Source organism: Pseudomonas sp. P105 (assembly GCF_032614175.1).
GTDB classification, from domain to species: Bacteria; Pseudomonadota; Gammaproteobacteria; order Pseudomonadales; family Pseudomonadaceae; genus Aquipseudomonas; species Aquipseudomonas rhizophila.
Window position 1 is genome coordinate 3,228,165 of sequence record NZ_CP126693.1, and the last position, 26,150, is coordinate 3,254,314.

Here is a 26,150-nt window from a genome sequence, read left to right on the forward strand (position 1 = left end):
TCAATCCTGAGTCAACTGCCGGTACAACTGCGGCAAACGCAGCGGCAGTTGCTCCGGCTGACGGATCAAGGTGTAGCCGTTGGCGCCGAACATGTACGGCAGGTAATCCCCGGCTTCACGATCGATGGTGATGCAAAACGGCGTCAGCCCCTGGCGCCGAGCCTCCAGCACCGCCTGGCGGGTGTCCTCCACGCCATAGCGCCCTTCATAGAGATCCAGATCGTTGGGTTTGCCATCGCTCACCAGCAACAACAACTTGCGTCGCCGCTTGCACCCTTCCAGCCGTTGGGTGGCCTGGCGAATGGCGGCGCCCATGCGCGTGTAGTAACCGGGCCTGAGGCCCTGGATCCGACCGCGGGTGTGGTCGTCATAGCCTTGGTTGAACGCCTTGATCTCGTGCATCCGCACCTGTTGTCGGCGCAGTGAAGAGAACCCGTACAAGGCAAAATCATCCCCCAGCACCGACAGGGTTTCACCGAACAGCAGCAAGCTGTCGCGGATCACGTCGATCACCCGGTGTTCGTCGTTGAGGTGGGCATCGGTGGACATCGACAGATCGGCCAACAGCAGGCAAGCCAGGTCGCGGCGGGTCTGGCGTTGTTCCATGAACAAGCCGCGTTCGCTGCATTGGCCGTGCTGACGCTCGACGTGGAAGTCCAGCCAGGCTTGCAGGTCCAGCTCCGAACCCTGGGTTTGCTGGCGCAGCCATTGTCGATCGTTGCGCAGGTGCTCGAACTGGCGTCGCAAACGCTGGGCCGAGGCGCGCAGGCGGTTCGGCAGCGGCTGAGGTTCGCAGTCCCGGGGAGTGAAAGTCTGCACACTGACGAAATCATCCTGGAGGCGTTGCTTGCGGTAGTCCCATTCCGGCAACAGGATGCCCGCGCCCAGGGGAATGTCATCCACATCGGCCGGCGGCAAGTCCAGGTGCAACTTCAAACCGCCGCCCTTGCGCAAGCGGGTGCGCGACAGGGTCAATTGGTCCAGGTCCTCGGCGACGCGCGCCGCGTCCGGGTCTTCGCTGTCGTCCGCCCAGCGATCCAGGTCCACGTGCTCGGTCCAACTGAACAGGTTCTCCAGGCGCACGATCAGCAACCCACCGTCCCGGGTGGTGTCGTCGATGCGCTCGGCGCGCTTGCGACCGCCCTGCTGCTCACCCGGCGGCGTCGCCAGGTATTGCTCGGACTCCTCGAGGTTGGCCGCCTGGGGATTGCCTAGATGCTGGGGCGGATACAGCCACAGCGGCAGCGGCCAGGCGGCCCGCTCACTGCGCGGAAAATGCTCGACGCTGCCCGGTTCGCGCAAGGCCTGACACAGCGCGCGCTCCAGGGCCGCCTCGGCCGGGGGCAATGATTGTGGGTCGGGACGCAACGACAGATGCGCATCCACCAGCCGCCGATATCGGCCACGCAGCGCCGGGTAACGCCCCAGCAGTGCTTGGGTCCAGCGTTGGTTGTCACGTCCCCAATGTTTCATCGGCCCCGCTTGCGCGGCCAGCAACGCCAGCCAGCGGTACAGTTCTTCGTTCAACCCGGTATCGGGAAACGCCGCCAGGCTCGCCGGCAAACGCAGGTTGTCGCCATCGCACCAGGCCAATGGCACTTGCTTGCAGGTGCCGGCGATCTGCTGCAACAGGTTGCGGCGCAGCAGCAGGTCGCGGTCGCTGACCGCCTCCACACCCAGGTGAGAAGCACCACCGGTGGCGCGTAACAACACATGCAAAGCCCGTTGCCGGGGGATCAACTCCACCCGCGCTTCGGGAAAATCCACACTGGCGCGGCGGGTGATGAAACGGTGCCAGACGCTGCCGACCCACTCTTCCAGTTCAAGGGTGAATGCCATGGTTATTCTCCTATCGACGCGTTGCGGTGGAGGGACTGGCTCGCATCGCTTTTGTGGCGAGGGAGCTTGCTCCCGCTTGGGTGCGAAGCGCCCATCAAAAAGGGTCTGCTGCGCAGCCCAGCGGGAGCAAGCTCCCTCGCCACGGCCTCAGTGGTGGCCTTTCAAGACGGCACCACCGCCGCCGGAGCGCGCAAAGCGGCGCGGCCACGTTGGCGGAAGCTGAACAGGTAGCAGAGCAAACCAGCCAGGAACCCGACGCCGCTGACCAGACGCGCCCAGAACAGCGGCTTCAAATGGTCCATCGTCGCCATGAACGGCAAGGCACTGCCATCCGCCATCCAGCGTTGCAGCCACACCTGGACGACACCGGCTGCGGTGAGGAACAAGGTGATCATCACCATCGACAGCGTCATCAGCCAGAAGCCCCAGATCTCCAGGCGCTGCGAACGTTCATCCGCCGCTTCACCCAACCCGCGCAGACGCGGCATGGCGTAGCTGATCAGCGTCATGACGATCATCGCGTAGGCACCGTAGAAAGCCAGGTGACCGTGGGCCGCAGTCAGTTGCGAACCGTGGGTGTAGAAGTTCACCGGTGCCAAGGTGTGCAGGAACCCCCAGACGCCGGCGCCGAAGAACGCGGTGACCGTGGTGCCTTTGGCCCACAAGGTGGCGGCGCGGTTGGGGTGTTGCCGGCGACGGTTCTTCACCATGCTGAAGGCGAAGATCACCATCGCCAGGAACGGCAGCGGTTCCAGCGCGGAGAAGATCGATCCGACCCACAACCAGACCTCGGGTGCGCCGATCCAGAAGAAGTGGTGACCGGTGCCGATGATCCCGGTAATCAGGGCCATGGCGATGATCACGTAGAGCCACTTCTCGACCACTTCGCGGTCCACGCCAGTGACCTTGATCAGCACAAAGGCGAGCATCGAACCCATGATCAGTTCCCAGACGCCTTCAACCCAAAGATGCACCACCCACCACCAGTAATACTTGTCGCGGACGAGGTTTTCCGGGTTGTAGAAGGAGAACAGGAAGAACACCGCCAGGCCGATCAGGCCGGTCATCATCACCATGCTGACCGTGGTCTTGCGGCCCTTGAGCATGGTCATGCCGATGTTGTAGAGGAAACCCAGGCAGACCACCACGATGCCCATCTTGGTGATCGTCGGTTGCTCCAGGAACTCACGGCCCATGGTCGGCAGCAAATCGTTGCCGGTAACTTTCGCCAGCGTGGCATAGGGCACCGAGAGGTAGCCCAGGATCGTCAGTACCCCGGCGGCGGCGAACACCCAGAACAGCACGATCGCCAGCTTCGGACTGTGCAGCTCCCGATCGGCTTCCTCGGGTATCAGGTAGTACGCCGCGCCCATGAAGCCAAACAGCAGCCAGACGATCAGCAGGTTGGTGTGGACCATGCGGGCCACGTTGAAGGGAATCAGCGGGAACAGGAAGTCGCCGACCACGTATTGCAGCCCCATGATCAAACCGAACAGTACCTGCCCCAGGAACAACATCAGGGCAAACACGAAGTAAGGTTTGGCGACGGCCTGCGAGGCGAATTTCAGATGCGGATTAGCCATGCTCATCTCTCAGCCCTCCTTGTTTGGCGGCCAGCCATTGGTATTGATTTTCGAACTCCACTTGAGGAACTCGGCGATGTCGTCGACTTCCTGTTCGCTGAGGTTGAACTGCGGCATGGCGCGACGGCCGGGAACGTTCAGCGGCTGCATTTTCATCCAGGCCTGCAGGAACGGCGTGAAGGCTTCCTCGCCACCGCGCCGGTTGACCACATTGCCCAGCTCCGGCGCGAAATACGCGCCCTCGCCCAGCAGCGTATGGCAGCCGATGCAGTTGTTGCGCTCCCAGACGCCCTTGCCGCGTATCACCGATTCGCTCAATTGCGCCTGGTTGCTGCGTTCTGGAAAGGTCTGTTCCGAGTGGTAGGTCAGGGCCAGGAATATCAGGAAAAAGAACACGCTTCCCCCGAAATAAATATTCCTGGCCATGCCTTTGGTAAAGGTATCTGACATGGTCACTTCCTCATTGCTTGGCGTGTCCATTCTAGGAAGCGAGGGTCCAGAACCCGCTTGATGGCGATCAAGAATCTCCGATGGTTTTAGTGGGTTGTTCCAGTACAGCCAGGAAGGCAGATGAGCTGTTGTGGTGAGGGAGCTTGCTCCCGCTGGGTTGCGAAGCGACCCTAAAACCTGCTGACGCGGAGTGTCAGATGGATTGAGTTGTTGCTGTAGGGGCTGCTGCGCAGCCCAGCGGGAGCAAGCTCCCTCGCCACAGGGAGTACGTCGGGATTCAGAGCGCGAACGAGATCACAATCGCGAGCAGCGCCGCCCAGCTCAACACCAGCCAGCGCCACCATCGCGGCGCATGGCGCAGCTCCATGAAGCCGTCGGCGATCAACCAGGCCTTGGTCACCGCCACCGCGAGGATGGCGATGGACACCAGCCCGGTGGCAGCGACCTGGCCTAGGGCAACGGTGCCGATGCTCAGCACGGCCAGTGTCATCCAGCAGACGATCAAGACACGGGAAACCGACATGAGCACCTCCGCTCAACCGAGAATGTAGACAACCGGAAACAGCAACACCCAGACCAGGTCCACCATGTGCCAATACAGCACGCCGGATTCCAGCCCGCTGCACTGCTGCGCCCCGTAACGCCGCCGCCGGCAACCCTCGGCCAGCCAGGCAAGGATCACCATGCCCAGCAACACATGGAGAAAGTGAAACGCCGTGAGGATCCAGTACAAGGTGAAGAAGGTGTTGTGCTCCAGGCCGAGACCGTTGGCCAACAAGTGGGCGTACTCGATGAGCTTGAGCGCCACGTAGCCGCCGGCAACCAACAAGGCCAGCCACAACAGCAGCGCCGCCTGGCGTGGCCGGTCCTGTCGGACTTGCTCCTGGGCCAAGGCTGCGAACAACCCGGCGCTCAGCAGGCTGAGGGTCATCGCCAGGCCGGTGGAGCGATCCAGCAACTGCCGGCCTTCGCTGAACAACGGCGGGTTCAATGCCTGGGCGACGGCGAATGCCAGGATCAGCAAGGCAAACACCGTCAGTTCGGCGAGGATGAAAAACCACATTGCCAGATCCCCTGGCAATCGCCGGGTGGACAGCGCAGCGGCTTCAGCCGAAGTGGACATCGACCACATCCATCAATGCGGCAACGGTTTGCGGATCGTCGCTCAACGGCTCGGCCAGACAGGCCAGACAGGCTTGGCGCGGGTCCATGCCGGCTCCGATCATGCGCGCGGCGAAAATCAGCAGACGCGTGGAGGCCACCTCCTCCAGATCATGCTGATCTAGCCGACGCAGCGCCTGCCCCAACCGCACCACCTGGGCCGCCAGAGCCATATCCACTCCGGCCTCGCGGGCAACGATGCGCTCTTCATCGGCAACCGTGGGATAGCCAAAGCGCATCGCCACGAAACGCTGGCGGGTGCTGGGCTTCATGCCCTTGAGCAAGTTCTGGTAACCGGGGTTGTACGACACCACCAGCATGAACGACGGCGGTGCCTGGAGAACCTCGCCGGTGCGTTCCAGGTACAGCTGCCGGCGATCATCGGCCAAGGGATGCAACACCACTGCGGTGTCCTGGCGTGCCTCCACCACCTCGTCCAGATAACAGATGCCCCCCTCGCGCACCGCTCGGGTCAGAGGCCCATCCTGCCACCAAGTGCCCTGGGCGCCGATCAGGTGACGACCCACCAAGTCGGCTGCGCTCAGGTCATCGTGGCAGGCCACGGTGTACAGCGGCAATTTCAGACGGTGAGCCATGTGCTGGACAAAACGGGTCTTGCCGCAACCGGTGGGGCCTTTGACCAGCACCGGCATGCCGTGCCGCCAGGCCTGTTCGAACAACGCCAGCTCGTTGTCCTGGGGTTGGTAGAAAGGTTCGGCCGGGTGTTCAAGGGTGTGGATAGCGTTCATGGCATGACCTGATCAGATAACACGATTGCGAGCCACGCTACGGGCCCCTGCGACAACCTGGCAAGGGCTGTGGCCGGCAAACTTGATCGCCGTCAAGCGGGTAACCACCGGCCTGGGCATAGCCTTGCAGCGCACCAAGAATCTGCGCGCCGAACGTCAATTGCAGGGCCGCGCGGGTCATGCCTGAGGAGAAATGGAATGCTGATCAGCCACAAAAAATCGTGGGTCATGGGGGTCGGGGCGCTGTGTACGGCGCTGGCTGCACTCAATGCCTTCGCCAACCCACCCGCTGCGCCGCAAGACGCCCGCATGGTCAAGACCGAAGGCGCGCCGGACCTGAGCCAGGCCGACTTCGACGCGGCCAAGCAAATCTACTTCCAGCGCTGCGCCGGCTGCCACGGTGTGCTGCGCAAGGGCGCCACCGGTAAACCGCTGACACCCGACATCACCCAGGGCCGCGGCCAAGCCTACCTGGAGGCGCTGATTACCTACGGTTCAGCCGCCGGCATGCCCAACTGGGGCACCTCCAACGCCCTGACCAAAGACCAGATCACGGTAATGGCCAAGTTCATCCAACACACCCCGCCTACCCCACCGGAATGGGGCATGGCCGAAACCCTCAAGACCTGGAAGGTGCTGGTCAAACCCGAAGACCGGCCCACCCGGCAACTCAACTCACTCAACCTGCAGAACCTGTTTTCAGTCACCCTGCGCGATGACGGCAAGATTGCCCTGGTCGACGGCGACAGCAAAAAGATCGTCAAGCTGATCGACACCGGTTACGCGGTGCACATTTCGCGTATCTCGGCGTCCGGGCGTTACCTGCTGGTGATCGGCCGGGACGCCAAGATCGATATGATCGACCTGTGGCCGCAAGAGCCGACCAAGGTGGCCGAGATCAAAGTCGGGATCGAGGCCCGCTCGGTGGAAACCTCCAAGTTCAAGGGCTACGAAGACAAGTACACCATTGCCGGTTCCTATTGGCCGCCGCAGTTCACCATCATGGACGGCGAGACCCTGGAGCCCAGACAGATCGTCTCGACGCGCGGCATGACCGTCGATACCCAGCAATATCACCCCGAGCCGCGGGTGGCGGCGATCATCGCGTCACATGAGTGGCCGGAGTTCATCGTCAACGTCAAGGAAACCGGCAAGGTGATGCTGGTCAACTACCAGGACATCAAGAACCTCACCATCACCAGCATCGACGCCGCACCGTTCCTGCATGACGGTGGCTGGGACAGCAGCCATCGCTATTTCATGACGGCGGCGAACAACTCCAACCAGGTGGCAGTCATCGACTCCAAGGAGCGCAAGCTCACCGCCCTGGTGGATGTCGGTAAAACCCCGCACCCGGGACGCGGCGCCAACTTCAACCATCCGCTCTACGGCCCGGTCTGGGCTACCAGTCATCTGGGTGATGCCGGCGTCTCACTGATCGGCACCGACCCGGTCAAGCATCCGCAATATGCCTGGAAACAGGTGGGCTCGCTCCAGGGCCAGGGTGGCGGTTCGCTGTTCATCAAGACCCATCCCAAGTCCCGTCACCTGTACGTCGACACCACCCTGAGCCCCGACACCAAGCTCAGCCAATCAGTGGCGGTGTTCGACATCGACAAGCTCGACGCCGGCTACACCGTGCTGCCGATTGCCGAGTACGCCGGTATCAAGAAAGGTGCGATGCGCGTGGTGCAACCGGAATACAACAAGGCCGGCGATGAAGTCTGGTTCTCGGTCTGGAGCGGCCAGGAAGACGAGTCGGCGCTGGTGGTGATCGATGACAAGACCCTCAAGCTCAAGAGCGTGATCAAGGACAAACGCCTGATCACCCCAACCGGAAAATTCAACGTTTACAACACCCAACACGACATCTATTGAGCCCCATCAATAAGAGGAAAAACCATGAAGCCTATTCTGCTTGCCCTGACCTTGAGTGCCGCATTCAGCCTGCAACCGGCGCTGGCCCAGGACGGCCCGACACTGTTCAAGAGCAAACCCTGTGGCGCCTGCCACTCCATTGACACCAAGTTGGTAGGGCCGGCGCTCAAGGAGGTGGCGGCAAAAAATGCCGGCGTCGCCGGAGCACAAGAGCTGTTGGCCAAGCACATCAAGGAAGGCACGCAAGGAAACTGGGGACCAATGCCGATGCCGGCCAATCCGGTGACCGATGAAGAAGCCAAGATCCTCGCGGCGTGGGTCTTGACCCTTAAGTAACGTTGATCAAGAGCATCTCCCTGTGGCGAGGGGATCTATGGGGGAGCAAGCCTTGCTCCCACATAAATCCCCCACCACAGGGGCCGCGCTCGGCTTTATTTCTCAAACAGGAGTACGTCATGGACCGACACCGCTATGCAACCCGGATGACCACCCTCCTCTTCGTCTTCTGTACCCCGGTGCTGGCCGCTCCCGACCACCAGCGCCAGGCCCAACTGCAACACCTGCTGGTCCAGGACTGCGGCGCCTGTCACGGCCTGCACCTGACCGGAGGCCTCGGCCCACCTCTGACCCGTGATGCCCTGGCCGGAAAAACTCGCGACAGCCTCATCGCCACCGTCACCCAGGGACGGCCCGGCAGCGCCATGCCCGGTTGGGAGCCATTGCTCGGTCCCGACGATATTCGCTGGTTGGTGGACCGGCTCCTTCAAGGAACTCCCGCCCCATGATCCGATCTCTGCTGTCTCTCACCGCCTGCGTGCTGTTGCTCTCGGCTTGTGCCCAGCCACTGCTGCGCGGCACCGGCGACTTGGGCGTGGTGGTGGAGCGCGCCACCGGCAGCCTGCAAATCATCGAAAGTGCCACCCGCACCGCCCTCGCCCGCGTCGAAGGGCTGGGGGATCTGTCGCACGCCTCGGTGGTGTTTTCCCGCGACCAGCGTTATGCCTATGTATTTGGCCGCGATGGCGGCTTAAGCAAGGTCGACTTGCTGAGCGCACGCATCGACCGTCGCATCATTCAGGGCGGCAACAGCATCGGCGGCGCGATCAGCCAGGACGGCAAGCTGATCGCCGTCTCCAACTACGAGCCCGGCGGCGTCAAGGTATTCGACGCGCAGACACTGGAACCGGTCGCGGACATTCCAGCCACACCATTGCCCGACGGCCAAAAACGTTCGCGGGTGGTCGGCCTGGTGGACGCGCCGGGGCAGCGCTTCGTATTCAGCCTGTTCGACACCGGCGAAATCTGGACCGCCGACTTCAGCCAGGGCCAGACACCACGCATCGAACGCTTCACCGCCATCGGTCGGCAACCCTATGACGCACTGATTACGCCGGACGGGCGTTATTACATGGCCGGACTGTTTGGTGAGGACGGCATGGCGCAACTTGACCTCTGGCACCCGGAGCGCGGCGTGAAACGGGTGCTGGACCAGTACGGGCGCGGCGAGGCGCGGCTCCCGGTATACAAGATGCCCCACCTGGAAGGCTGGGCCCTGGCCGATCAACAGGCCTTTGTGCCGGCCGTCGGACACCATCAAGTGCTGGTGATGGACGCCCACAGCTGGCAACCGGTCGACGCCATCGCCGTGGCCGGCCAACCGGTGTTTGTCACCGCCCGTCCCGATGGCCGACAGCTGTGGGTCAACTTCGCCTACCCGGACAATGACCGGGTGCAGGTCATCGATACCCAAACTCACGCCATCATCGCCGACCTGCGACCAGGGCCTGGGGTGCTGCACATGGAATTCACCGCTCGGGGCGACCAGCTGTGGCTGTCCGCTCGCGATGGCGGTGAGGTGCAGGTCTGGGATCCGTATCGGCTCGAACGCCTGAGCAGCCTGCCTGCCCTGAGCCCCAGCGGCATCTTCTTCAGCAGCCGTGCGCACAAACCGGGGTACTGACCATGACACCAAGCCCACTCGCCCGTCGCCTGATCGATCAGTTCCAGCATGGCCTGCCGTTGTGCGCCGAACCCTATCGGGCAATGGCCGATGCCCTGGGTTGCAGCGAAGCCCAGGTGCTCGATTGTCTGCAGCACCTGCAACTGGCGGGCACCCTGTCACGGGTCGGCCCGGTGTTCGAACACAGCCGAGCCGGGGCCAGCACCCTCGCCGCCCTGGCGGTGCCCGTGGACCGATTGCACCAGGTCGCAGCGCGCGTCAGTCAGTACCCGGAAGTCAATCACAACTACGCACGGGAGCATCGCTACAACCTCTGGTTCGTGCTGACCGGGCCTGATCGTGCCCACCTGGACAACATTCTCCAGGAACTGGAAAACGACACCGGCCTCACGCCGCTGGACCTGCCCATGCTGACCGCTTTCCGCATCGACCTGGGCTTTGCCCTGGAGGCTATCCCATGAACACGACCCTGAGTGAGCAACAGTCACTGCAACTGCGCCGTCTGCTGGAGACCGGTCTGCCCCTGACATCACGGCCCTTCCAGGCCCTGGCCGAGCAGGTCGACGCCAGTGAACAACAGGTTCTCGACCAGGTGCGGCACTGGCAGGAACAGGGTCTGTTCCGCCGCGTCGGCCTGGTGGTCAATCACCGCGCATTGGGCTTTGCCGCCAACGCCATGCTGGTGCTGGACGTGCCAGATGCATTGGTCGATGAAGTCGGTCGCCGCCTTGGCCAGGCGCCGGGCATCAGCCTTTGCTATCAACGACCACGACGCTTGCCCCAGTGGCAATACAACCTGTTCTGCATGATCCACGGTCGCCAGCGCGACCGTGTCGAGGCCCAGGTCCAGGCACTGTTGGAGGAGCACTGGTTGAGTGATCTGCCGCACCAGTTGCTGTTCAGCACCCACCTGTTCAAGCAGTGTGGCGGACGCTACGCAATACCGGCCGGAGTGGCGATCGATGGATGACCTGGACCGACGCCTGATCAATCGTCTGCAACTGGGTTTGCCGCTGGTACGCCAGCCCTGGCAAGCCTTGGCTGATGAACTGGACAGCAGCAGTACCGAACTGCTCGACCGGCTGCACGAGTTGCTCAACGACGGCGTGCTTACCCGCTTCGGCCCGATGTTCGACATCGACCGCCTGGGCGGCGCGTTCACCCTGGCGGCGCTGGCGGTGCCCGAACCGCGTTTCGACACCATCGCCGAGCTGCTCGCGGCCATGCCAGAAGTGGCCCACAACTACCGTCGCGAGCACGCCTGGAACATGTGGTTCGTGCTTGCCTGCCCCAGTGAACAGGCGATCAGCGACACCTTGTTGCGTATCGAACGCCTGACCGGCCTGGAGCCGCTGAACCTGCCCAAGGAGGAGACCTACCATGTCGGCCTGTATTTCCCGGTCTGAGCCGTTGCCGCAGACGCTGCCTCGCCTGGATGAAACGCCACTGGCCATGCGGCTGGTGGAACTGACCCAGGACGGCCTGCCCTTGCTCGAAGATCCCTGGGCCTGGCTGGCCGAGCAACTGGGGCTGAGCGTGGAATCGACCCTCGACCTGCTCAAGCGTTTGCAGGCCGAAGGCGCGATCCGCCGCATCGCCGCGGTGCCCAATCACTATCGCCTGGGTTATCGCCACAACGGCATGACTGTCTGGGATGTCGCCGACGCAGATGTGCCGCGCCTGGGCGCGCTGCTGGGTGCACAGCCTTTTGTCAGCCACTGCTACCGCCGCCCGCGCCGGGCCGGTTGGCGCTACAACCTGTTTGCCATGGTCCATGGCCGCAGCCGCGAGGAAATCGACAGCTACCGCGAGCACCTGCGCTATCTGCTGGGTGAGGCCTGTAGCGCCGACGACATGCTGGTGAGCAGCCGCATCCTGAAAAAAACCGGCCTACGCCTGTCGCCGGTGGGAGCAAAGCTTGCTCGCGAAACAGCCGCCTCGGTTTCTGAGGGACCGCATCGGCTTCAGGGCGGGCAAACCTAGCCCCCACAAGGAAGGAGTGACTTATGTTGAGGATCAGCCATTACCTGCGTGCCCTGGCCGGTCAATGTCCCGCGCCGCGTGTTGCACCACCGGGCAGTACACGAGCGCCGGTGGTGATCTGGAATCTGCTCAGGCGCTGCAACCTGACTTGCAAACACTGCTACGCCACCTCGGCCGACAGCGTGTTTCGTGATGAGCTGGACACGGCCGCGGCGCTCAAGGTCATCGACGACCTGCATGACGCGGGCGTACGGGTATTGATCCTGTCCGGCGGCGAGCCGCTGCTGCGCGAGGATCTGTTCCAGCTCAGTGCCTATGCCCGGCGCAAGGGATTCTTCCTGGCGCTTTCCACCAACGGTACGCTGATCGACCCGAGCAACATCGAGCAGATCGAGGCGGCGAACTTCGATTATGTGGGCATCAGCATCGATGGCCTGGAAGCGACGCACGACGCCTTCCGCCAGCTCAAAGGCAGTTTCGCCAGTTCCATGGCGGCCATCAGGTTGTGTCGCGAACGCGGGATTCGGGTCGGATTGCGCACCACCCTGACCCAGCAGAACCACACCCAGTTACCGCGACTGCTGGATCTGATGAGCGAATACGACGTGCAGAAATTCTATCTGTCGCACCTCAACTACAGCGGTCGCGGCAAGCGCAGTCGTCAGCTCGACGCCCGGCAACAGATGAGCCGCGAGGCCATGCTCCTGATCTTCGAGCGGGCCTGGAGCGACATCCTGCACGGACGCGACACGGACTTCGTCAGCGGCAACAACGACGCCGATGCGGTGCTGTTGCTGCAATGGGTAGCCTCACGCCTGCCCCATCACTACGCCGAACTGGAACGCATGCTCAAGGCTTGGGGCGGTAACGCCTCGGGCAGCGGCATTGCCAATATCGACAACACCGGTGAGGTACACCCCGACACTTACTGGTGGCAGCACTCGGTGGGTAACGTGCGCCGGACGCCCTTTCGCACACTCTGGCTGGAACGTCCCGACGCTCTGCTGCAAAAACTGCGCGAGCATCCGCGCACCGTGGGTGGCCGCTGCGGACAGTGTCGTTGGCTGGCCATCTGCAACGGCAACACCCGCACGCGCGCCTGGGCCGACGGCGACCTGTGGGGCCAGGACCCCGGCTGCCACCTCAGCGATGACGAAATCGGCTTGCACACGCTTCCCAGCGCTTTGATTCCCAGCGTTGCACTGCCCTGCGCCCGATAACCCGACGGCGAACCTGATGATGAACCAAGGAAGTCCCATGTCTGCCTCTATCGTTCTGCCCGCTGCCCTGCAATCGTCCTTCAGACCGGGGGAAGTCGCGCTGGTCGGCGCCGGTCCCGGTGACCCTGGTTTGCTGACGTTACGCGCCTGGAGCCTGTTGATGCAGGCCGACGCGGTGATCTATGACCGCCTGATCAGTGCGCAACTGCTGGGTTTGATCCCGCTGACGTGCGCCCGGCATTACGTCGGCAAGGCCGCCGGCTGCCACAGCCTGCCCCAGGCCCAGATCAACCAATTGCTGGCCGACCTCGCGGACCAGGGCCAGCGGGTGGTCCGGCTCAAGGGCGGCGACCCGTTCATCTTCGGTCGCGGTGCCGAAGAGCTGGAATACTTGCTGGCCCGTGGTATCGATTGTCAGGTGGTGCCCGGTATCACTGCCGCATCCGGTTGCAGCGCCTACGCCGGCATTCCGCTGACCCATCGCGACCTGGTCAATTCCTGCCGTTTCATCACCGGCCACTTGCAGCGCGAAGGCGATTTGAACCTGCCGTGGCAAAGCCTGGCGGATGACAGCCAGACCCTGGTGTTCTACATGGGCTTGTCGAACCTGGGCAGCATTGCCGCACGGTTGATGGCCGCAGGCCTGGCCGCCGAGACTCCGGCGGCATTGATCAGCAACGGCACTCGTCCCGACCAGCAGGTGCTACGTGGCACCCTGCAACAACTGCCGGCCATGGCACGAGATTGCGTTGAAGGGCTGCCGACATTGACGGTGATCGGTAAGGTGGTCGGCTTGTTTGCCCAGCAGCCGATGCAGCATCCGGCGCGCGTTCATCCCAAACCCCAGCCTTTGAAGGTGGCGCTATGAAACGCATCGGGCTTGCGATGCTGTGGATCGGTACGAGCCATGGCGCCGTTACCACCGGTGCCGACCTGGAACAGGCCGAGCGCAATTACCAGCAGCTCTGCCAACAATGCCACGGCGTGAACCGCATCGGCGGCGCCGGGCCGGCGTTACTGCCCCAGAGCCTGGGCCGGATCAAGCCCGGCGAAATTCGCCAGGTGATCGAAAATGGCCGCCCCGCCAGTCAGATGGCGGCCTTCGGTACGCTGCTGGAGCCTGCACAAATCGACGCCCTGGCGCTTTATCTCCAGCGTCCGCCCAGCGTCGCGCCCAATTGGAATGAAGAGGATATTCGCCAAAGTCATCGGGTGCTGGTGGACGTCGCCACATTGCCCGACCAGCCGCAACACCGGGCCGACCCGCTGAACCTGTTCGTGGTGGTGGAAGCCGGCAATCATCACGTCGCGGTGGTCGACGGGGATCGGTTCGAGGTGCTCGCGCGCTTCGCCTCGCACTTTGCAGTGCATGGCGGACCGAAGTTTTCCCCGGACGGGCGTTTTGTCTACCTGGCGTCGCGCGATGGCTGGATCAGCCTGTATGACCTGCACAACCTCAAGCTGATCGCCGAAGTGCGGGCCGGGCTCAATACTCGCAACCTGGCGGTGAGCAAGGACGGTCGCTGGGTGCTGGTGGGCAACTCGCTGCCCGGCAATCTGGCGGTGCTGGATGCCCGGGACTTGTCCCTGGTCAAGACGATCGCGACGCTGGGCAGGGATGGCCAAGCTTCGCGGGTCAGCGCGGTCTATACCGCTGCGCCGCGCAACAGCTTCATCGTCGCACTGAAGGATGTGAACGAGGTTTGGGAACTGCCCACCGGTCCGAACCCGGACTTCGTGCCCAGGCGCATCGAGGTCCAGGATCATCTGGATGACTTTTCCTTCTCACCCGACTATCGCCAGTTGCTCGCCACCTCGCGCAAGGCCCAGGGTGGACAGGTGATCGACCTTGACAGTGGCCAGGTGGTCAGCGACATCAGCTTGCCGGGCATGCCGCACCTGGGCTCGGGCACCTATTGGAAGCGCGATGGCCGCTGGGTGTTCGCGACCCCCAACATCAGCAAAGGACTGGTGTCGGTGATCGACATCAACACCTGGAAAGTCATCAGGCAGATCCCTACCCTCGGGCCGGGTTTCTTCCTGCGCAGCCATGCCAACTCCCGCTATGCCTGGACCGACGTGTTCTTCGCCGCCGGCAACGATGCCATCCACCTGATCGACAAACAGACCCTGGAAATCGCCCACACCTTGCGCCCCATGCCCGGCAAAACCGCCGCCCACGTCGAATTTACCCACGACGGCCGCTACCTGCTGTTGAGCATCTGGGACACCGACGGCGCGCTGATCGTCTACGACAGCCACACCCTCAAGGAAATCAAGCGCCTGCCCATGAACAAACCTTCAGGCAAATACAACGTGGGCAACAAGATCGAATTTGCCGAAGGTACGTCTCACTGAACGGGCGATCAGGGCAAACCTGCTCACCTCAGCGGGAGCAGGTTGCTCGTTCAATGATTCATCGGCGACATAGCGGTGGCCTGTCCCAGCAGCTTCTGGTCGATGTCTTGCAGACGCAGCACCTGGCCGCCGGTCTCGCGGGCGAGTTTTTCCGCCGCCTGGGCGTCGGCGAACGTGGCCAGGACGACGCCCATGGCGCCCTTGAGCTTGGAGCCGACGACGAAATAGGCGGTCCGGGCATCGATCAGGTGCTCATCATCCGGGGTGTTCCAGTGGCTGCGCCCCATGTCGTGGACGTACAACTGGACGTCGGCCCGATGGTTCTCCGGCTGCAGCCACCAGCTGAGCATCTCGGCCGGCGAGCAGAACTTCTTCACGCCGCTGGCGGTCGCTGCGGCGCCCTTGGGTCCGGGAAAATCCGTGATGACCATGCCGCAGACATGGCACTCGTCACTGGGATGGAACGCCAGCGCCGCCTTTGAGGCCGGTGTCGACTCAGGCTTGCCGCATGCCACCAGCACCAGGCACACCAACACTCCGGCCAGGACTCGGCCCGTCCTCGAATACACCCTGTTCATCGTTACATGCTCCCTCTATCAAGATCAGAAATCACGGACACCGACGGTTGAACAATCGATAGGCCAGCCACAACGGCACAGCCATCCACAACCACAGGCACAGCCAGAGCCAAGGCCCGGGCACCGGCAGGTCGCTGCCCAAGGTCAGCACTGCCGCGCCGCTGGAACCGGCGTCGAACCCCGACAGGTTGATCAGCCGATACACATCGGTGGGGTTGAACAGCAACAGCCACGGCAGCAGGTCCGGACTGAACCTGCCCTCGCTCAGCACCAGCAGTGCCAGCAACGCCAGGTCAAACACCAGCACGAAGAAAAACCACACCCCCAGCGCCAGCCCGGCGGCGGTGGATTTCTCCGCCGACAGGCTGCTCAGCACATAGGCCAGCCCCAAAAAAACCCAACCCAACAGCGTGCTGGAGACGATGAAGCGGCCAAAGGCCCAGAGCAGCAGGCTCAGCTCGATATCGTCCACCAGCAGGGCTATGGCGAACATCGCGCAACCAAAGCCGATCAGGGTCGCCAGCGCCAGGATCAGGCCGTGACCGACAAACTTGCCCAGCAGCAACTGCCCGCGCCCCAACGGATACGTCAGCAACAGCAGCAAGGTGCCGCTCTCGTCCTCGCCGACGATCGCGTCATAGGCCAGCAACAAGGCGATCAACGGCATCAGGAACGTTGCCAGGCTGGCCAGGCTCGCCACCGTTGCCGGCACCGAGGTAAACCCCAACTGGCCGGACGCCGCCGCGCCAAGCCAGGCGATGCCGATGGCCAGCACGGCGAACAACAGACTGATCGCCAACAACCAGCGGTTGCGCAAGCCGTCACTGAATTCCTTGCGGGCCATGTTCCAGATCGGGTTCATGAGCCGGCCTCCTCGGTCGCCGCGCGAACCATGTAATGACGGTACAAATCTTCCAGGGACGGCGGTTTGATCTCGACATCCGTCGGGTCATCCTGGGCCAGTAACTGGCGCAGCAACTTGAGTTTGCTGCCATCCGGCGCGGACACCTGCAGCCCTTGCGCGCCCCACCCTTGGGTGAGGTGTCCTTCGCTGCGCCAATGCTGGCGAAGCCAATCGGCCCGCGACAGGCCCGAGGCGCGGATCAGCGTCGGCAGCCCCGCGTCCTCGCGCAACCGGTCCAGGCTGCCCAGGGCCAACAGACGACCTTGGGTGAGAATCGCGGCGCGGTTGATGTGAGCTTCCACGCCAGGCAAGACGTGCGAACAAAGAATGATGCTGGTGCCCTGCCAGCGCAGCCGATCGAGCAGTTGATAGAGGTCCTGGGTGGCGATGGGGTCCAGGCCGACGGTGGGTTCGTCCAGCAATAGCAGTCGCGGCTGGCCGAGCAAGGCCTGAGCCAGCCCGAGGCGCTGGCGCATGCCCTTGGAGTACGTGCGCACACGCCGCCGGGCCGCTTGCGCCAGCCCGACCTCCTCCAGCAAGCGCTCGACCTGTTCTGGCGCCGCGCCCTTGAGCCGGGCGAAATGGCGCAAGGTTTCCAGCCCGCTCAACTGCGGATAGAACATCACGTTCTCCGGCAGGTAACCGAGCATTCTGCGCACGCCCGGATCACTCGGCTCGCGGCCAAATACCCGCACCTGACCCTCACTGGCGCGCAGCAGACCGAGTATCAGTTTCATGGTCGTGGTCTTGCCCGCACCGTTGTGCCCGAACAGCCCGAGCACTTCGCCCTGGGCCAGGTTCAGGTTCAGCCCGCGCAGCACAGTGGCATTGCCGTAGCGCTGACTGACGCCTTCGATCTCGACGACGTTCAAGACGCGTCCTCCTGAGCACTGTTGCGTGGCGGGGGCTGGAGCGGCGCGTGCATCAATGGATGGCTGTCCATCACCCCGGGGGATTTCATGACCGGGAACGCCCGCTGTACCCAGCGCAGCAGCTCGATACCCGGACTGTTCATCAACAGCCGTACCTGGGGGTACAGCCACAGCAGGCGATCGACGTTGTCGTTGGGTTCATAGGCCACGTCCCCCAGTCCGTCGCCGTTGCGATCCCAACCCAGGTAATCACTCCAGTAATTGCCGCGCCCGTCCACCGACCACTCCTGCAACCGCGTGGCCACGTACTTGACCTGGCGCTGGTTGCCGGCGAACACGTTGCCGGCGATGCGGTTGTCCTCCGAACCGGCGGTCAGGTGGATGCCCACCGCGCTGCGCTCGAAATGATTGCCTTCGATGCGGTTGAACAATGAGTTGTAAATGAACAGGGCCTTGCCCTCGGCACCGGTGATCATGGTGTCGCCGGTGGACCCGTCGCGAACATCGGTGACCACGTTGTCGCGCAGGGTGGAATAGGTGATGTAGTTCATCAGGATCCCGTAGTTCTGGTCCTGTTCGGAGCGGTTGCCGATGACCATCAGTTGACGGCTTTGCATCAAGGCATAACCGGTGCGGGTGCGCCGGGTGACGTTGCCCAACAGACGGTTATCGTTGGCGAACATGTAATGCACGCCGTAGCGCAGGTCCTCGAGGATGTTGCCCTCGAGCAGGTTGCCGTTGGAGGTGTCGATATAGATGCCGTCGCGAGTTTCGCGTACGTGGTTGCCGATGACCCGGGCACCGTGTACCGCGTACAAGTGAATGCCGTTCCCCCGGTCCTGGGAGCGCAGCCCGGGATCGCCCTGGATGCGGTTGTCGATCAGGCTGACATCCCGCGCGCCATCGACCCAGATACCGAAACCCTGGCCCTGCATGCGGTTGGCACGGACCATCGCCCCCTGGGCGACAGGCTGGATGAACACCGCGGCATTCATGGCCGTGAGGTCGTGGCCCCAGTCCAGGAAGGTACAGCCCTGGACCTGGACGTTCGGGGCGCGAATGATCAACCCATTGCCCTCACCCTGCCCCTGGAATACCGCATCCGGCGCGCACGTGAGGGTCATGGGTTGGTCGATGCTGAACGAGCCGCGGTATTGGCCCGCAGGCAGGCGCCATTGCCGTTCACCGTCGGCCTGCAATGGCAAGTCGGTGATCGGCTGCGGCGCGGCAAGCGCGCCGCCCGACAGTAGCAGGAGCACCAGGGCAATGACCGGTGCGCGAGCGTAGCCCGCAGGCTGTTGCTGGTTACCGGTCATTGAACCCGTCTCCTCGTTGAACCTGCTCAGGCCTTTTCAACCAGCATGCGCCCGACCATTTCCATGTGCAGGGCGTGGCAGAACCAGCTGCAGTAGTACCAATGCAAACCGGCCTTGTCGGCGATGAAGGTGATGGACGAGGTCTGTTGCGGGCTGATCTCCATGCTCACGCCGTGGTTGGTCATGACAAAGCCGTGGGAGACGTCTTCGATCTGGTCGATGTTGGTGATCGTCACCGTCACCTCGTTGCCTTGCTTGACGGTGAACTCCGTCAGGCCATAGGCCGGCGCCATCGAAGTCATGTAGACCCGCACCTTGTTACCGTCACGGATGACCTTGTTGTCGGTCTCTAAGTTGATGCCATCCTTCTTGGCCAAGGCCACGGTTTCAGCGAAGAACGGATCGGTGCGGCTCCAGATCTTCTGGGTCTTGATCTGGTCACGCCGGGCAAGGATGCAGTCATGGGGTTCGGCAAAGGCCGGGCCATCGTGTACCAGCTTCATCTCTTCGCCGGAAATGTCGATCAACTGGTCGTTTTCCGGGTGCAGCGGACCGGTGGGCAGGAAGCGGTCCTTGGAGAACTTGCACAAGACCACCAGCCATTTGCCGTCCGCCTCGCTGGTTTCGGTCAGGGACGCGTGGTTGTGGCCGGGTTGGTACTGCACATCGAGCTTTTGCTTGATGTAGTTGACCTTCTCGCCCTTGTAGGCACGGATGGCCTCGTCCATGTTCCACTTCACCACCTGACTGTCGATGAACAAGGTGGTGTAGGCATTGCCGCGCCCGTCGAAGGTGGTATGCAACGGCCCCAGGCCCAGTTCCGGCTCAGCGACGATCACCTCGCGCGGGTCTTTGTAGCGGTCGTCGAATAGATCATCCAGCCGGTCGATGGCGATCATCGAGACGGTGGGCGACAGCTTGCCGTTGGCGATGAAGTATTTGCCGTCGGACGAGGTATTGAGCCCGTGGGGATTCTTCGGCACCGGGATGTAGCGGGTGAACGCGCTGTCCTTGCCATCGGTTTTACGACCATCGACCACCGGCACCTTGGAGCCGTCCAGAGTGATGAACTTGCCGGCCTTGATCGCCGCTTCGATGCGCGGGATGTTGAATACCACCACCCAGTCACGCTCGTTGCGCATCATGCCGCCCAGGTCGTAGGCCTTCTCGGAGTTGTAGCAGGTGCTAGCGGCGTACTTGCCGGTGTAGTCGGCGTCGGAGTTGTCCAGGTTGCCGTCGACGATCACCTGGAAGGCCATTTCCATTTTTTCGGCGTCGATGGCGTTGAACATCGTGTAGCTGTTCTTGTCTTGCAGGTCGAACGTGCGACCGTCATTGGGGTGCGGGATGACGAATTCGGCGTTGGCGAACACGTACTTGGTGTACGGCACCTTTTGCAGGCGCAGGCCATGGATCGCCTGGACGTTGGGCACGGTGAGAATCTTGTCGCACTTCATGATATCCAGGCGAATGCGCGCGACCCGGGAATTGGCCTTATCGTTGATGAACAGGTATTTGCCGTCGTATTTGCCATCGGTCATGGAGATGTGTGGGTGATGGCAGTCGCCGTTCTGGTACTTGGCGCTGTCACCCAGGATGCGCTTGCTTTCGTTGGTCAGCCCCCAACCGGTGGCCGAGTCGACGTTGAACACCGGAATACGCATCAGCTCGCGCATGGACGGTACGCCCAACACCCTCACCTCGCCCTGATGACCACCGCTCCAGAAACCGTAATAGTCGTCCAGCTCGCCGGGGCCGACGTGGACTTTGGACTTGGCTTCCTTGGCCGCCGCAGCCCAGGACTCACGGGTGAACACCGCGCCACCCAGCGCCGTGGCGCCGGCCAGCACGGCGCCGGTCACCGCACTGGTCCCTAAAAATCCTCGACGGCTGACGCCCCTGGGTTCTTCGATCGCGCCGCTGGTTTCGGTTTTTTTATCGCTCATGCTGTGTGCTCCATGAAGAATGAAAGGGTCAAGGGACAGGACATTCGGGGGTTTCAAGGCGCCGGGTTCACCTGCACCACGGGAATCAGTTGCGTCTCGGTCGCGCTCGCCTTGCTGCGCTTCTTGCGCTTGTTGATCAGCGGCGGGCATTTGTTTTCGTTGTGCCAGGTCATCTGGCAATCGAGGCAGTAGTGACATTCGTTGGCGTTGATCCGGCCGTCGGGATGAATCGCCTGGATCTCGCATTCCTTGGCGCACAGCTGGCAGGGGTTGCCACATTCCTTGCGGCGCTTGAGCCAGTCGAACAGCCGCAGCCGGGTCGGCATCGCCAGGGCGGCCCCCAACGGGCAGATGTAGCGGCAATAGACTTTGCGGGTGAACAGGTTGACCACCAGCAGACCCAGCGCATACGCCACGAACCACCACTGACGGTCGAACCTGAGGGTGATGGCGGTCTTGAAGGGCTCCACTTCGGCCAACCGTTCGGCGCTGGACATCGACTCCAGCGAGACGCCGAACAGCACCAGCAAAATGATGTATTTGATTGCCCAGAGTCGCTCGTGGACGGCGAACGGCAGCTCGTACTGCGGCACTTTCAACTTGCGCGCCAGCTCGTTGAGCAACTCTTGCAACGCACCGAACGGACACAGCCACCCGCAAAACACCCCGCGCCCCCACAACAGAATGCTGGCGGCGGTGAACACCCAAAGGATGAAAATCAGCGGATCGGTGAGGAACAGTTCCCAGCGAAAGCCTTCGAACAGGGCATGAACGAAGGTCAGCACATTGACCACCGACAGCTGGGCCAATGCATAACCACCGAGAAACACCACGGTGAACATCAGGTAGCCACGGCGGACCCAGTGCAACAGCTTCGGGCGCCGGGCCAGCGCATCCTGCAGGAACAGGATCGCCGTGAGCACCAGCAGGGCCACGCCCAGTACGCTGATCTCGAGGCTTTTCTGGTACCAGAGGGTCAACCACATCGGTCGGCTGGCTTCTTCGGCAGCTGCCAGTTGTTCAGCCGTTGGCAATGGCCTTTCCAGATAGGGCTCGGGCAATTGATAAGCCAGTTCAAAGCTGCTGAAGATGCCACTGACAGGTCCGGTCTGACGACGCACCAGCAGCTCCAGGCTCCAGGGCGAACCCGGGTCGAAACGGTGGGAGGCGCGGACGATGAAAATCGCCATTTCGTCGAACTCCGGCATGTCCGTCGGCGCCACGTCGTCCAGACGCTGGAAGTCCAGGTCGCGAAAGCTGATGGCGTCGCCGAACTGACGCACCTGTACCCGATCGAAAATGCCGCCGCGCACATACCCCGAGCCCTTGAAGGAATAGCGACCGCTGCCCATCACGGCGATGGCCTGCTCGCCGGGTTTGAGTTCGGCCATCAACGTGCGGTATTGCGCCTCGCCCAGCAGGTTGCGACCGATGGTGGGCGGGTTCAGGTGGGTGACATACAGGTCGATGAAGGTGTCGTCTGCTTGCTCGGCGCTGGCGGCTTCAACACCCTCGGCCTCGGTCCCCTTGAAGGAAGCATCGGCCTGGCCGCGCGTCAGGTGCAGGCGACGCACCGCGCCGTTGCCGGTCAAGGTTTTCCAGTCGGCGGGTTCGTAGAGGTCATCGCGCACGCGTGCCGGCGCCACCGCCAACCCCGCGTCCCCCTTGACCAGCTCCAGGGAAACCGCGACATCGTGAGCGGCGCGCATGATGACTTCATTGACCACCATCGCCGTCACGGTGGCGCCGGCAATTGCATCCACTGTCACCGCGTTGGGGTCGCTGGAATGCCCCACCACCACCCGTTGATTGACCTTGATGCCGCTGTAGCGGGCACTGAACGCGTGGAGTTTTTCTTCGGCAATGCCGATCAGCAGGATCGGTTCGTGGTGCTCAAGCACAAAAGCATCGAGGATCACACCGGCCGGATCGAGGATCACCTGGACGTTGATGGGCTTGCCTGAATAAGCGGGAATGTCCACCACATCCAAGCTCTGGAACACATAGCCGACGACCTTGCCGGCAGCGGACAGTTTGCGAACCTTGAAGGGGCCGTCGGGCTCGGAGATCGAATCGACCGGGCTCAGGACCTGGTGGATGCGCTGTTGCTGGATATCACCGTAGTCCTTGGCCTGGGCGAGGCTTGCGATCAACAGCAGGAGAACGAGCAGCCCATGGAGCCAGAAGCGGGATGGGTGCAGCATCACAAAGGGAGGGGTCATGGACGCCAGGGCTTAAGGACAGGATCTTGGCGATCATGGTAGGACCCTCTCCCCTGCGCGGCCCTTGATTGAAATCAAGTTGAGGAAATGAACTCCTCCGAGTGCCGGGCTCGACGCAATCAGGCGGCTGGTCCAAGTGAGCCACCGGTCCCCGCGCAGCCGCGCCACCTGCCGACATGTCGTTTCCTCCGGGCATTCGATTGAACATTATTCACGGCCTCGGATAAATGACCGATACCTCAGCCGCCGAGTATTGCTGAAACTGCGCTCACCCCATACAGGAGATCGCATCATGTTCAAACCCAAGGCCCTTGCCCTCACACTCGCCATGACCTGTTCATTGTTCGGCGGCGCGGTCCATGCCGCGGCGCAGCAACCTTCTGTCGTCATCGTCCATGGCGCTTTCGCCGACGGATCCGATTGGGGCAAGGTCGTCCCGCTGCTGCAGGCGGAAGGCATCAAGGTCACCGTGGTACAAAACCCGCTGACCTCGCTGGCTGACGATGTCGCCGCCACGCAACGTGTGCTGAACAACCAGGAGAACGATGTCGTATTGGTCGGCCACTCCTGGGGCGGTACCGTCATCAGCGAGGCTGGCACCGACAAGAAAGTACGCAGCCTGGTGTACGTCGCCGCGTTCGCTCCGGATGCCGGTCAAGCCAGTAAAAACCTGGGCAAGGACTACCCTGCTCCGTCCGGCGTGAAAGACATCGCCGCCGACAAAAACGGTTTCTTGTACATGACCGCCGAGGGCATGGCCACCGGTTTTGCCCAGGATCTTTCCGCAGAGCAAACCGCGGTAATGGCCGCGACGCAAGGGCCGATCCGCGCCTCGGCATTCGATGACAAAACCAGCGCCGCCGCCTGGAAAGGCAAGCCATCCTGGTACGTCGTGGCCAAGGAAGACCGGATGATCCAGCCTGATCTGCAGCGAGCTTTCGCCAAGAAGATCGGTGCCAAGGTCACCGAAATCGACGCCAGCCACGTGCCGCAACAGTCACGCCCGGCAGATGTTGCAAAAGTCATCATCCAGGCTGTTCAGAAGAGCCAATAATTTCAGGCCTCTTCTGCGCCGGGATCGAGGGAAGTGCTGCGTCAGGATGGATTGCAACCGGTCTCAGGACAGGTTGGCGGAAGCTCGGACGCAACGCACTTCCCTCGCAGCAGTCATCACATCTGGCGAGATTGAGCTTCGCCTCCTGCTACCCAGCCGCCGGCAAACATCCGTTGGAACCTTTTGCCCCCCTGCCGTCACTCATTGCCCAGCAAACAAAACGGCAGTCGATTGACCCGTCATCGTGCCCGGCTTCCCCTATCAATACCCTAGCGAGATTCACCGCATGTTCTCCCCAGCAATGATTTTGCACCTCGATCTACGCTTGAACCTGGCGAGCGATACCACCCCGACCAAGGAACCTCGCTCATGCCTATGAATTGCGCACGGAATAAACACCATTTCGATTTCATCGTCTGTGGCGCGGGAACCGCCGGCTCCGTCGTGGCCGGACGACTGGCCGAGAATCCCGAGGTGGAAGTGTTGCTCATCGAGGCGGGAGGCAGCGATGACCACCCCCACGTGCTGGAACCGGGGAATTGGCCGCTGAACCTGGGCACCGAGCGCGACTGGAACTTCGTGGGCGCCGCGAACCCTCATCTCAACGACCGGAAAATCCCATTGAATATGGGCCGCGGCTTGGGGGGCGGGTCCAGCGTCAATGTCATGCTGTGGGCCCGCGGCCATAAAAACGACTGGGAAGACTTCGCCGCACTCAGTGGCGACCCGGCGTGGAACTACGCGTCGGTCCTGAAAATTTATCAACGCGTGGAAGACTATCAGGGCACCTGCGATCCGGTGCGTCGCGGCAAGGGCGGACCGGTTCATGTCGCGCCTGTGCGAGACGCCCAACCGATTGCCAACGCCATGATCAGTGCGGCTGCCGGCATGGGTATACCGGCTTTCGAGAACCCGAACGGCGCCATGATGGAAGGCCGCGGAGGTGCAGCCTTGAACGACCTCATCGTCAAGGACGGCCGGCGTAATTCCATTTACCGCGCCTACGTCGCTCCACGCTGTGGTCAGCCCAACCTCACGGTCCTGACTGATACGCTTGTCAGTCGCGTGCTCTTCAGGGACCAACGCGCCATCGGCGTACAAACCATAAAAGATGGGCAGATCGAGTGCTTTTACGCCGATCACGAAGTCATTCTTTCGTTGGGGGCGGTCAACACCCCCAAGGTCCTGATGCAATCAGGCGTGGGGCCGGAGGAGGAACTGCAGCGCCATGGTATTCCGCTCGTCCAGCATCTCCCCGGCGTTGGCGCCAATCATCAGGACCACGTGTCCTTTGCCGTTATTTTCGAATACGCGGCTCCACAGCCGGTGGGTTACGGCGGCTCGGAGGCGACGCTCTACTGGAGCAGCGAAAGCGCTTTGCATCTCCCCGATATGTTCCACTGCCAAGTTGAATTTCCAGTGCCCAGCGCAGAGAACGCCTCACTCGGCGTTCCCGCACATGGCTGGACAATGTTCGCTGGCCTTGCCCATCCGGAAAGTCGCGGCCGGGTCAAGCTCAGCGGCCCGAATGTGACCGATGCCCCCATCATTGAACCCAACACGCTGTCGCATCCGACCGACCGGCGCAACGCGCTGGAAAACATCCGATTTGTCCAGGAACTGGGCGCGCAGGCGCCCTTCAAGGGCTTGGTCAAACGTGAAAGCCTGCCTGGAAAACTCAACACCCAATCGCTCGAACATTACGCTCGCAACGCTGCCGTTACTTACTGGCACCAATGCGGTACGGCAAAAATGGGCCAGGACGCGATGTCCGTGGTCGATGGTCAACTGCGAGTCTATGGAGTCCAGGGCCTGCGCATTGCCGATGCCTCCATCATGCCGCATGTCACGAGCGGCAATACGATGGCTCCGTGCGTCGTGATCGGTGAGCGGGCCGTGGAGGCTATATGGACCACTTACGAGCTTTGAGCGTCAGCAGGCGCCGGTGACTGTGTTCGAGCCGGCCACTCGCCGAGGGCTGCGCCGAACCCTGCGGGAGAACCGGGCCTTGCTTGAATTAACGCGTGTGCGTCAACCCACCCAATGAGTTTTACCACGGTCATAATCATGATTTCAG

Annotated in this window: 25 protein-coding genes; 13 read left to right on the top strand and 12 right to left on the bottom strand. The window is 62.4% G+C overall.

Features of this window, described 5'->3' with window-relative positions:
• The 6 genes from QOM08_RS14545 to QOM08_RS14570 all read right to left on the bottom strand — a co-directional run bounded on the left by QOM08_RS14545 (position 1) and on the right by QOM08_RS14570 (position 5,782).
• Positions 1 to 1,839, bottom strand: coding sequence for a nitric oxide reductase activation protein NorD (locus QOM08_RS14545; RefSeq protein ID WP_047225839.1), 1,839 nt, complete (start codon positions 1,837 to 1,839; stop codon positions 1 to 3).
• A 161-nt stretch (positions 1,840 to 2,000) separates the two neighbouring features.
• The gene (locus tag QOM08_RS14550; RefSeq protein WP_047225838.1) at positions 2,001 to 3,428 is read right to left on the bottom strand and encodes a cbb3-type cytochrome c oxidase subunit I; all 1,428 of its coding nucleotides are present in this window, start codon (positions 3,426 to 3,428) and stop codon (positions 2,001 to 2,003) included.
• Positions 3,429 to 3,431: 3 nt separating this feature from the next.
• Positions 3,432 to 3,872, bottom strand: a complete 441-nt coding sequence (locus tag QOM08_RS14555) for a c-type cytochrome (protein WP_047225837.1) — start codon at positions 3,870 to 3,872, stop codon at positions 3,432 to 3,434.
• Positions 3,873 to 4,149: 277 nt separating this feature from the next.
• Positions 4,150 to 4,395 carry a cytochrome C oxidase subunit IV family protein gene (locus QOM08_RS14560; RefSeq protein WP_188250818.1) on the bottom strand — a complete coding sequence of 82 codons (246 nt, stop codon included), beginning with the start codon at positions 4,393 to 4,395 and terminating at the stop codon, positions 4,150 to 4,152.
• 12 nt (positions 4,396 to 4,407) lie between these two features.
• Positions 4,408 to 4,995 (bottom strand): cytochrome c oxidase subunit 3 family protein, encoded by a 588-nt coding sequence (locus QOM08_RS14565; RefSeq protein WP_076384506.1) that lies wholly within the window; start codon positions 4,993 to 4,995, stop codon positions 4,408 to 4,410.
• The gene (locus QOM08_RS14570) at positions 4,979 to 5,782 is read right to left on the bottom strand and encodes a CbbQ/NirQ/NorQ/GpvN family protein (RefSeq protein WP_076384504.1); all 804 of its coding nucleotides are present in this window, start codon (positions 5,780 to 5,782) and stop codon (positions 4,979 to 4,981) included. Before QOM08_RS14570 ends, QOM08_RS14565 begins: the two co-directional genes overlap by 17 nt.
• Positions 5,783 to 6,091: 309 nt before the next feature.
• On the opposite strand from QOM08_RS14570, the gene nirS reads away from it, so the two are divergent.
• The 11 genes from nirS to QOM08_RS14625 all read left to right on the top strand — a co-directional run bounded on the left by nirS (position 6,092) and on the right by QOM08_RS14625 (position 15,181).
• On the top strand, positions 6,092 to 7,660 hold the full coding sequence (gene nirS / locus QOM08_RS14575) for a nitrite reductase (RefSeq protein WP_223194336.1): 1,569 nt from the start codon (positions 6,092 to 6,094) through the stop codon (positions 7,658 to 7,660).
• A 24-nt stretch (positions 7,661 to 7,684) separates the two neighbouring features.
• A complete protein-coding gene (locus QOM08_RS14580; protein WP_047225832.1) occupies positions 7,685 to 7,996 on the top strand; it encodes a c-type cytochrome in 312 nt (103 codons plus the stop codon).
• Positions 7,997 to 8,115: 119 nt separating this feature from the next.
• Positions 8,116 to 8,445 carry a c-type cytochrome gene (locus QOM08_RS14585; RefSeq protein ID WP_188250817.1) on the top strand — a complete coding sequence of 110 codons (330 nt, stop codon included), beginning with the start codon at positions 8,116 to 8,118 and terminating at the stop codon, positions 8,443 to 8,445.
• On the top strand, positions 8,442 to 9,620 hold the full coding sequence (locus QOM08_RS14590; RefSeq protein WP_188250816.1) for a cytochrome D1 domain-containing protein: 1,179 nt from the start codon (positions 8,442 to 8,444) through the stop codon (positions 9,618 to 9,620). Before QOM08_RS14585 ends, QOM08_RS14590 begins: the two co-directional genes overlap by 4 nt.
• Before the next feature lie 2 nt (positions 9,621 to 9,622).
• Positions 9,623 to 10,081 (top strand): Lrp/AsnC family transcriptional regulator, encoded by a 459-nt coding sequence (locus tag QOM08_RS14595; protein ID WP_160892319.1) that lies wholly within the window; start codon positions 9,623 to 9,625, stop codon positions 10,079 to 10,081.
• Positions 10,078 to 10,590 carry an Lrp/AsnC family transcriptional regulator gene (locus QOM08_RS14600; protein WP_160892317.1) on the top strand — a complete coding sequence of 171 codons (513 nt, stop codon included), beginning with the start codon at positions 10,078 to 10,080 and terminating at the stop codon, positions 10,588 to 10,590. The genes QOM08_RS14595 and QOM08_RS14600 overlap by 4 nt, the downstream gene beginning before the upstream one ends.
• On the top strand, positions 10,583 to 11,026 hold the full coding sequence (locus QOM08_RS14605; protein WP_047225827.1) for an Lrp/AsnC family transcriptional regulator: 444 nt from the start codon (positions 10,583 to 10,585) through the stop codon (positions 11,024 to 11,026). Before QOM08_RS14600 ends, QOM08_RS14605 begins: the two co-directional genes overlap by 8 nt.
• Complete coding sequence (locus QOM08_RS14610) at positions 11,001 to 11,603, top strand: Lrp/AsnC family transcriptional regulator (protein ID WP_076384493.1); 603 nt, start codon at positions 11,001 to 11,003, stop codon at positions 11,601 to 11,603. The genes QOM08_RS14605 and QOM08_RS14610 overlap by 26 nt, the downstream gene beginning before the upstream one ends.
• Before the next feature lie 23 nt (positions 11,604 to 11,626).
• Positions 11,627 to 12,823 carry a heme d1 biosynthesis radical SAM protein NirJ gene (gene nirJ / locus QOM08_RS14615; RefSeq protein WP_076384491.1) on the top strand — a complete coding sequence of 399 codons (1,197 nt, stop codon included), beginning with the start codon at positions 11,627 to 11,629 and terminating at the stop codon, positions 12,821 to 12,823.
• 37 nt (positions 12,824 to 12,860) lie between these two features.
• Positions 12,861 to 13,691, top strand: coding sequence for a uroporphyrinogen-III C-methyltransferase (gene cobA, locus QOM08_RS14620; RefSeq protein ID WP_076384489.1), 831 nt, complete (start codon positions 12,861 to 12,863; stop codon positions 13,689 to 13,691).
• Positions 13,688 to 15,181 (top strand): nitrite reductase, encoded by a 1,494-nt coding sequence (locus QOM08_RS14625; protein WP_083714405.1) that lies wholly within the window; start codon positions 13,688 to 13,690, stop codon positions 15,179 to 15,181. Before cobA ends, QOM08_RS14625 begins: the two co-directional genes overlap by 4 nt.
• A gap of 50 nt (positions 15,182 to 15,231) precedes the next feature.
• Here the strand turns inward: QOM08_RS14625 and QOM08_RS14630 are convergent, their stop codons facing one another.
• Genes QOM08_RS14630 through nosR form a run of 6 tightly spaced genes read right to left on the bottom strand, consistent with a single transcriptional unit; the run spans position 15,232 to position 23,019 of the window.
• Positions 15,232 to 15,759, bottom strand: coding sequence for a nitrous oxide reductase accessory protein NosL (locus QOM08_RS14630; protein ID WP_047225823.1), 528 nt, complete (start codon positions 15,757 to 15,759; stop codon positions 15,232 to 15,234).
• Positions 15,760 to 15,790: 31 nt separating this feature from the next.
• A complete protein-coding gene (locus tag QOM08_RS14635; protein WP_076384487.1) occupies positions 15,791 to 16,621 on the bottom strand; it encodes an ABC transporter permease in 831 nt (276 codons plus the stop codon).
• Positions 16,618 to 17,535, bottom strand: coding sequence for an ABC transporter ATP-binding protein (locus tag QOM08_RS14640; protein ID WP_047225821.1), 918 nt, complete (start codon positions 17,533 to 17,535; stop codon positions 16,618 to 16,620). Before QOM08_RS14640 ends, QOM08_RS14635 begins: the two co-directional genes overlap by 4 nt.
• Positions 17,532 to 18,851 (bottom strand): nitrous oxide reductase family maturation protein NosD, encoded by a 1,320-nt coding sequence (locus QOM08_RS14645; protein WP_188250814.1) that lies wholly within the window; start codon positions 18,849 to 18,851, stop codon positions 17,532 to 17,534. Before QOM08_RS14645 ends, QOM08_RS14640 begins: the two co-directional genes overlap by 4 nt.
• Positions 18,852 to 18,877: 26 nt before the next feature.
• A complete protein-coding gene (gene nosZ, locus QOM08_RS14650) occupies positions 18,878 to 20,797 on the bottom strand; it encodes a TAT-dependent nitrous-oxide reductase (RefSeq protein ID WP_316911779.1) in 1,920 nt (639 codons plus the stop codon).
• A gap of 53 nt (positions 20,798 to 20,850) precedes the next feature.
• Positions 20,851 to 23,019, bottom strand: coding sequence for a transcriptional regulator NosR (gene nosR, locus QOM08_RS14655; protein ID WP_223194326.1), 2,169 nt, complete (start codon positions 23,017 to 23,019; stop codon positions 20,851 to 20,853).
• Positions 23,020 to 23,311: 292 nt separating this feature from the next.
• Here nosR and QOM08_RS14660 point away from each other — a divergent pair, with 292 nt between their 5' ends.
• Together QOM08_RS14660 and QOM08_RS14665 are read left to right on the top strand one after the other, a co-directional pair.
• The gene (locus tag QOM08_RS14660) at positions 23,312 to 24,073 is read left to right on the top strand and encodes an alpha/beta hydrolase (RefSeq protein WP_316911780.1); all 762 of its coding nucleotides are present in this window, start codon (positions 23,312 to 23,314) and stop codon (positions 24,071 to 24,073) included.
• 369 nt (positions 24,074 to 24,442) lie between these two features.
• The gene (locus QOM08_RS14665; protein WP_223194325.1) at positions 24,443 to 26,002 is read left to right on the top strand and encodes a GMC family oxidoreductase; all 1,560 of its coding nucleotides are present in this window, start codon (positions 24,443 to 24,445) and stop codon (positions 26,000 to 26,002) included.
• The last annotated feature ends 148 nt before the right edge of the window (positions 26,003 to 26,150 follow it).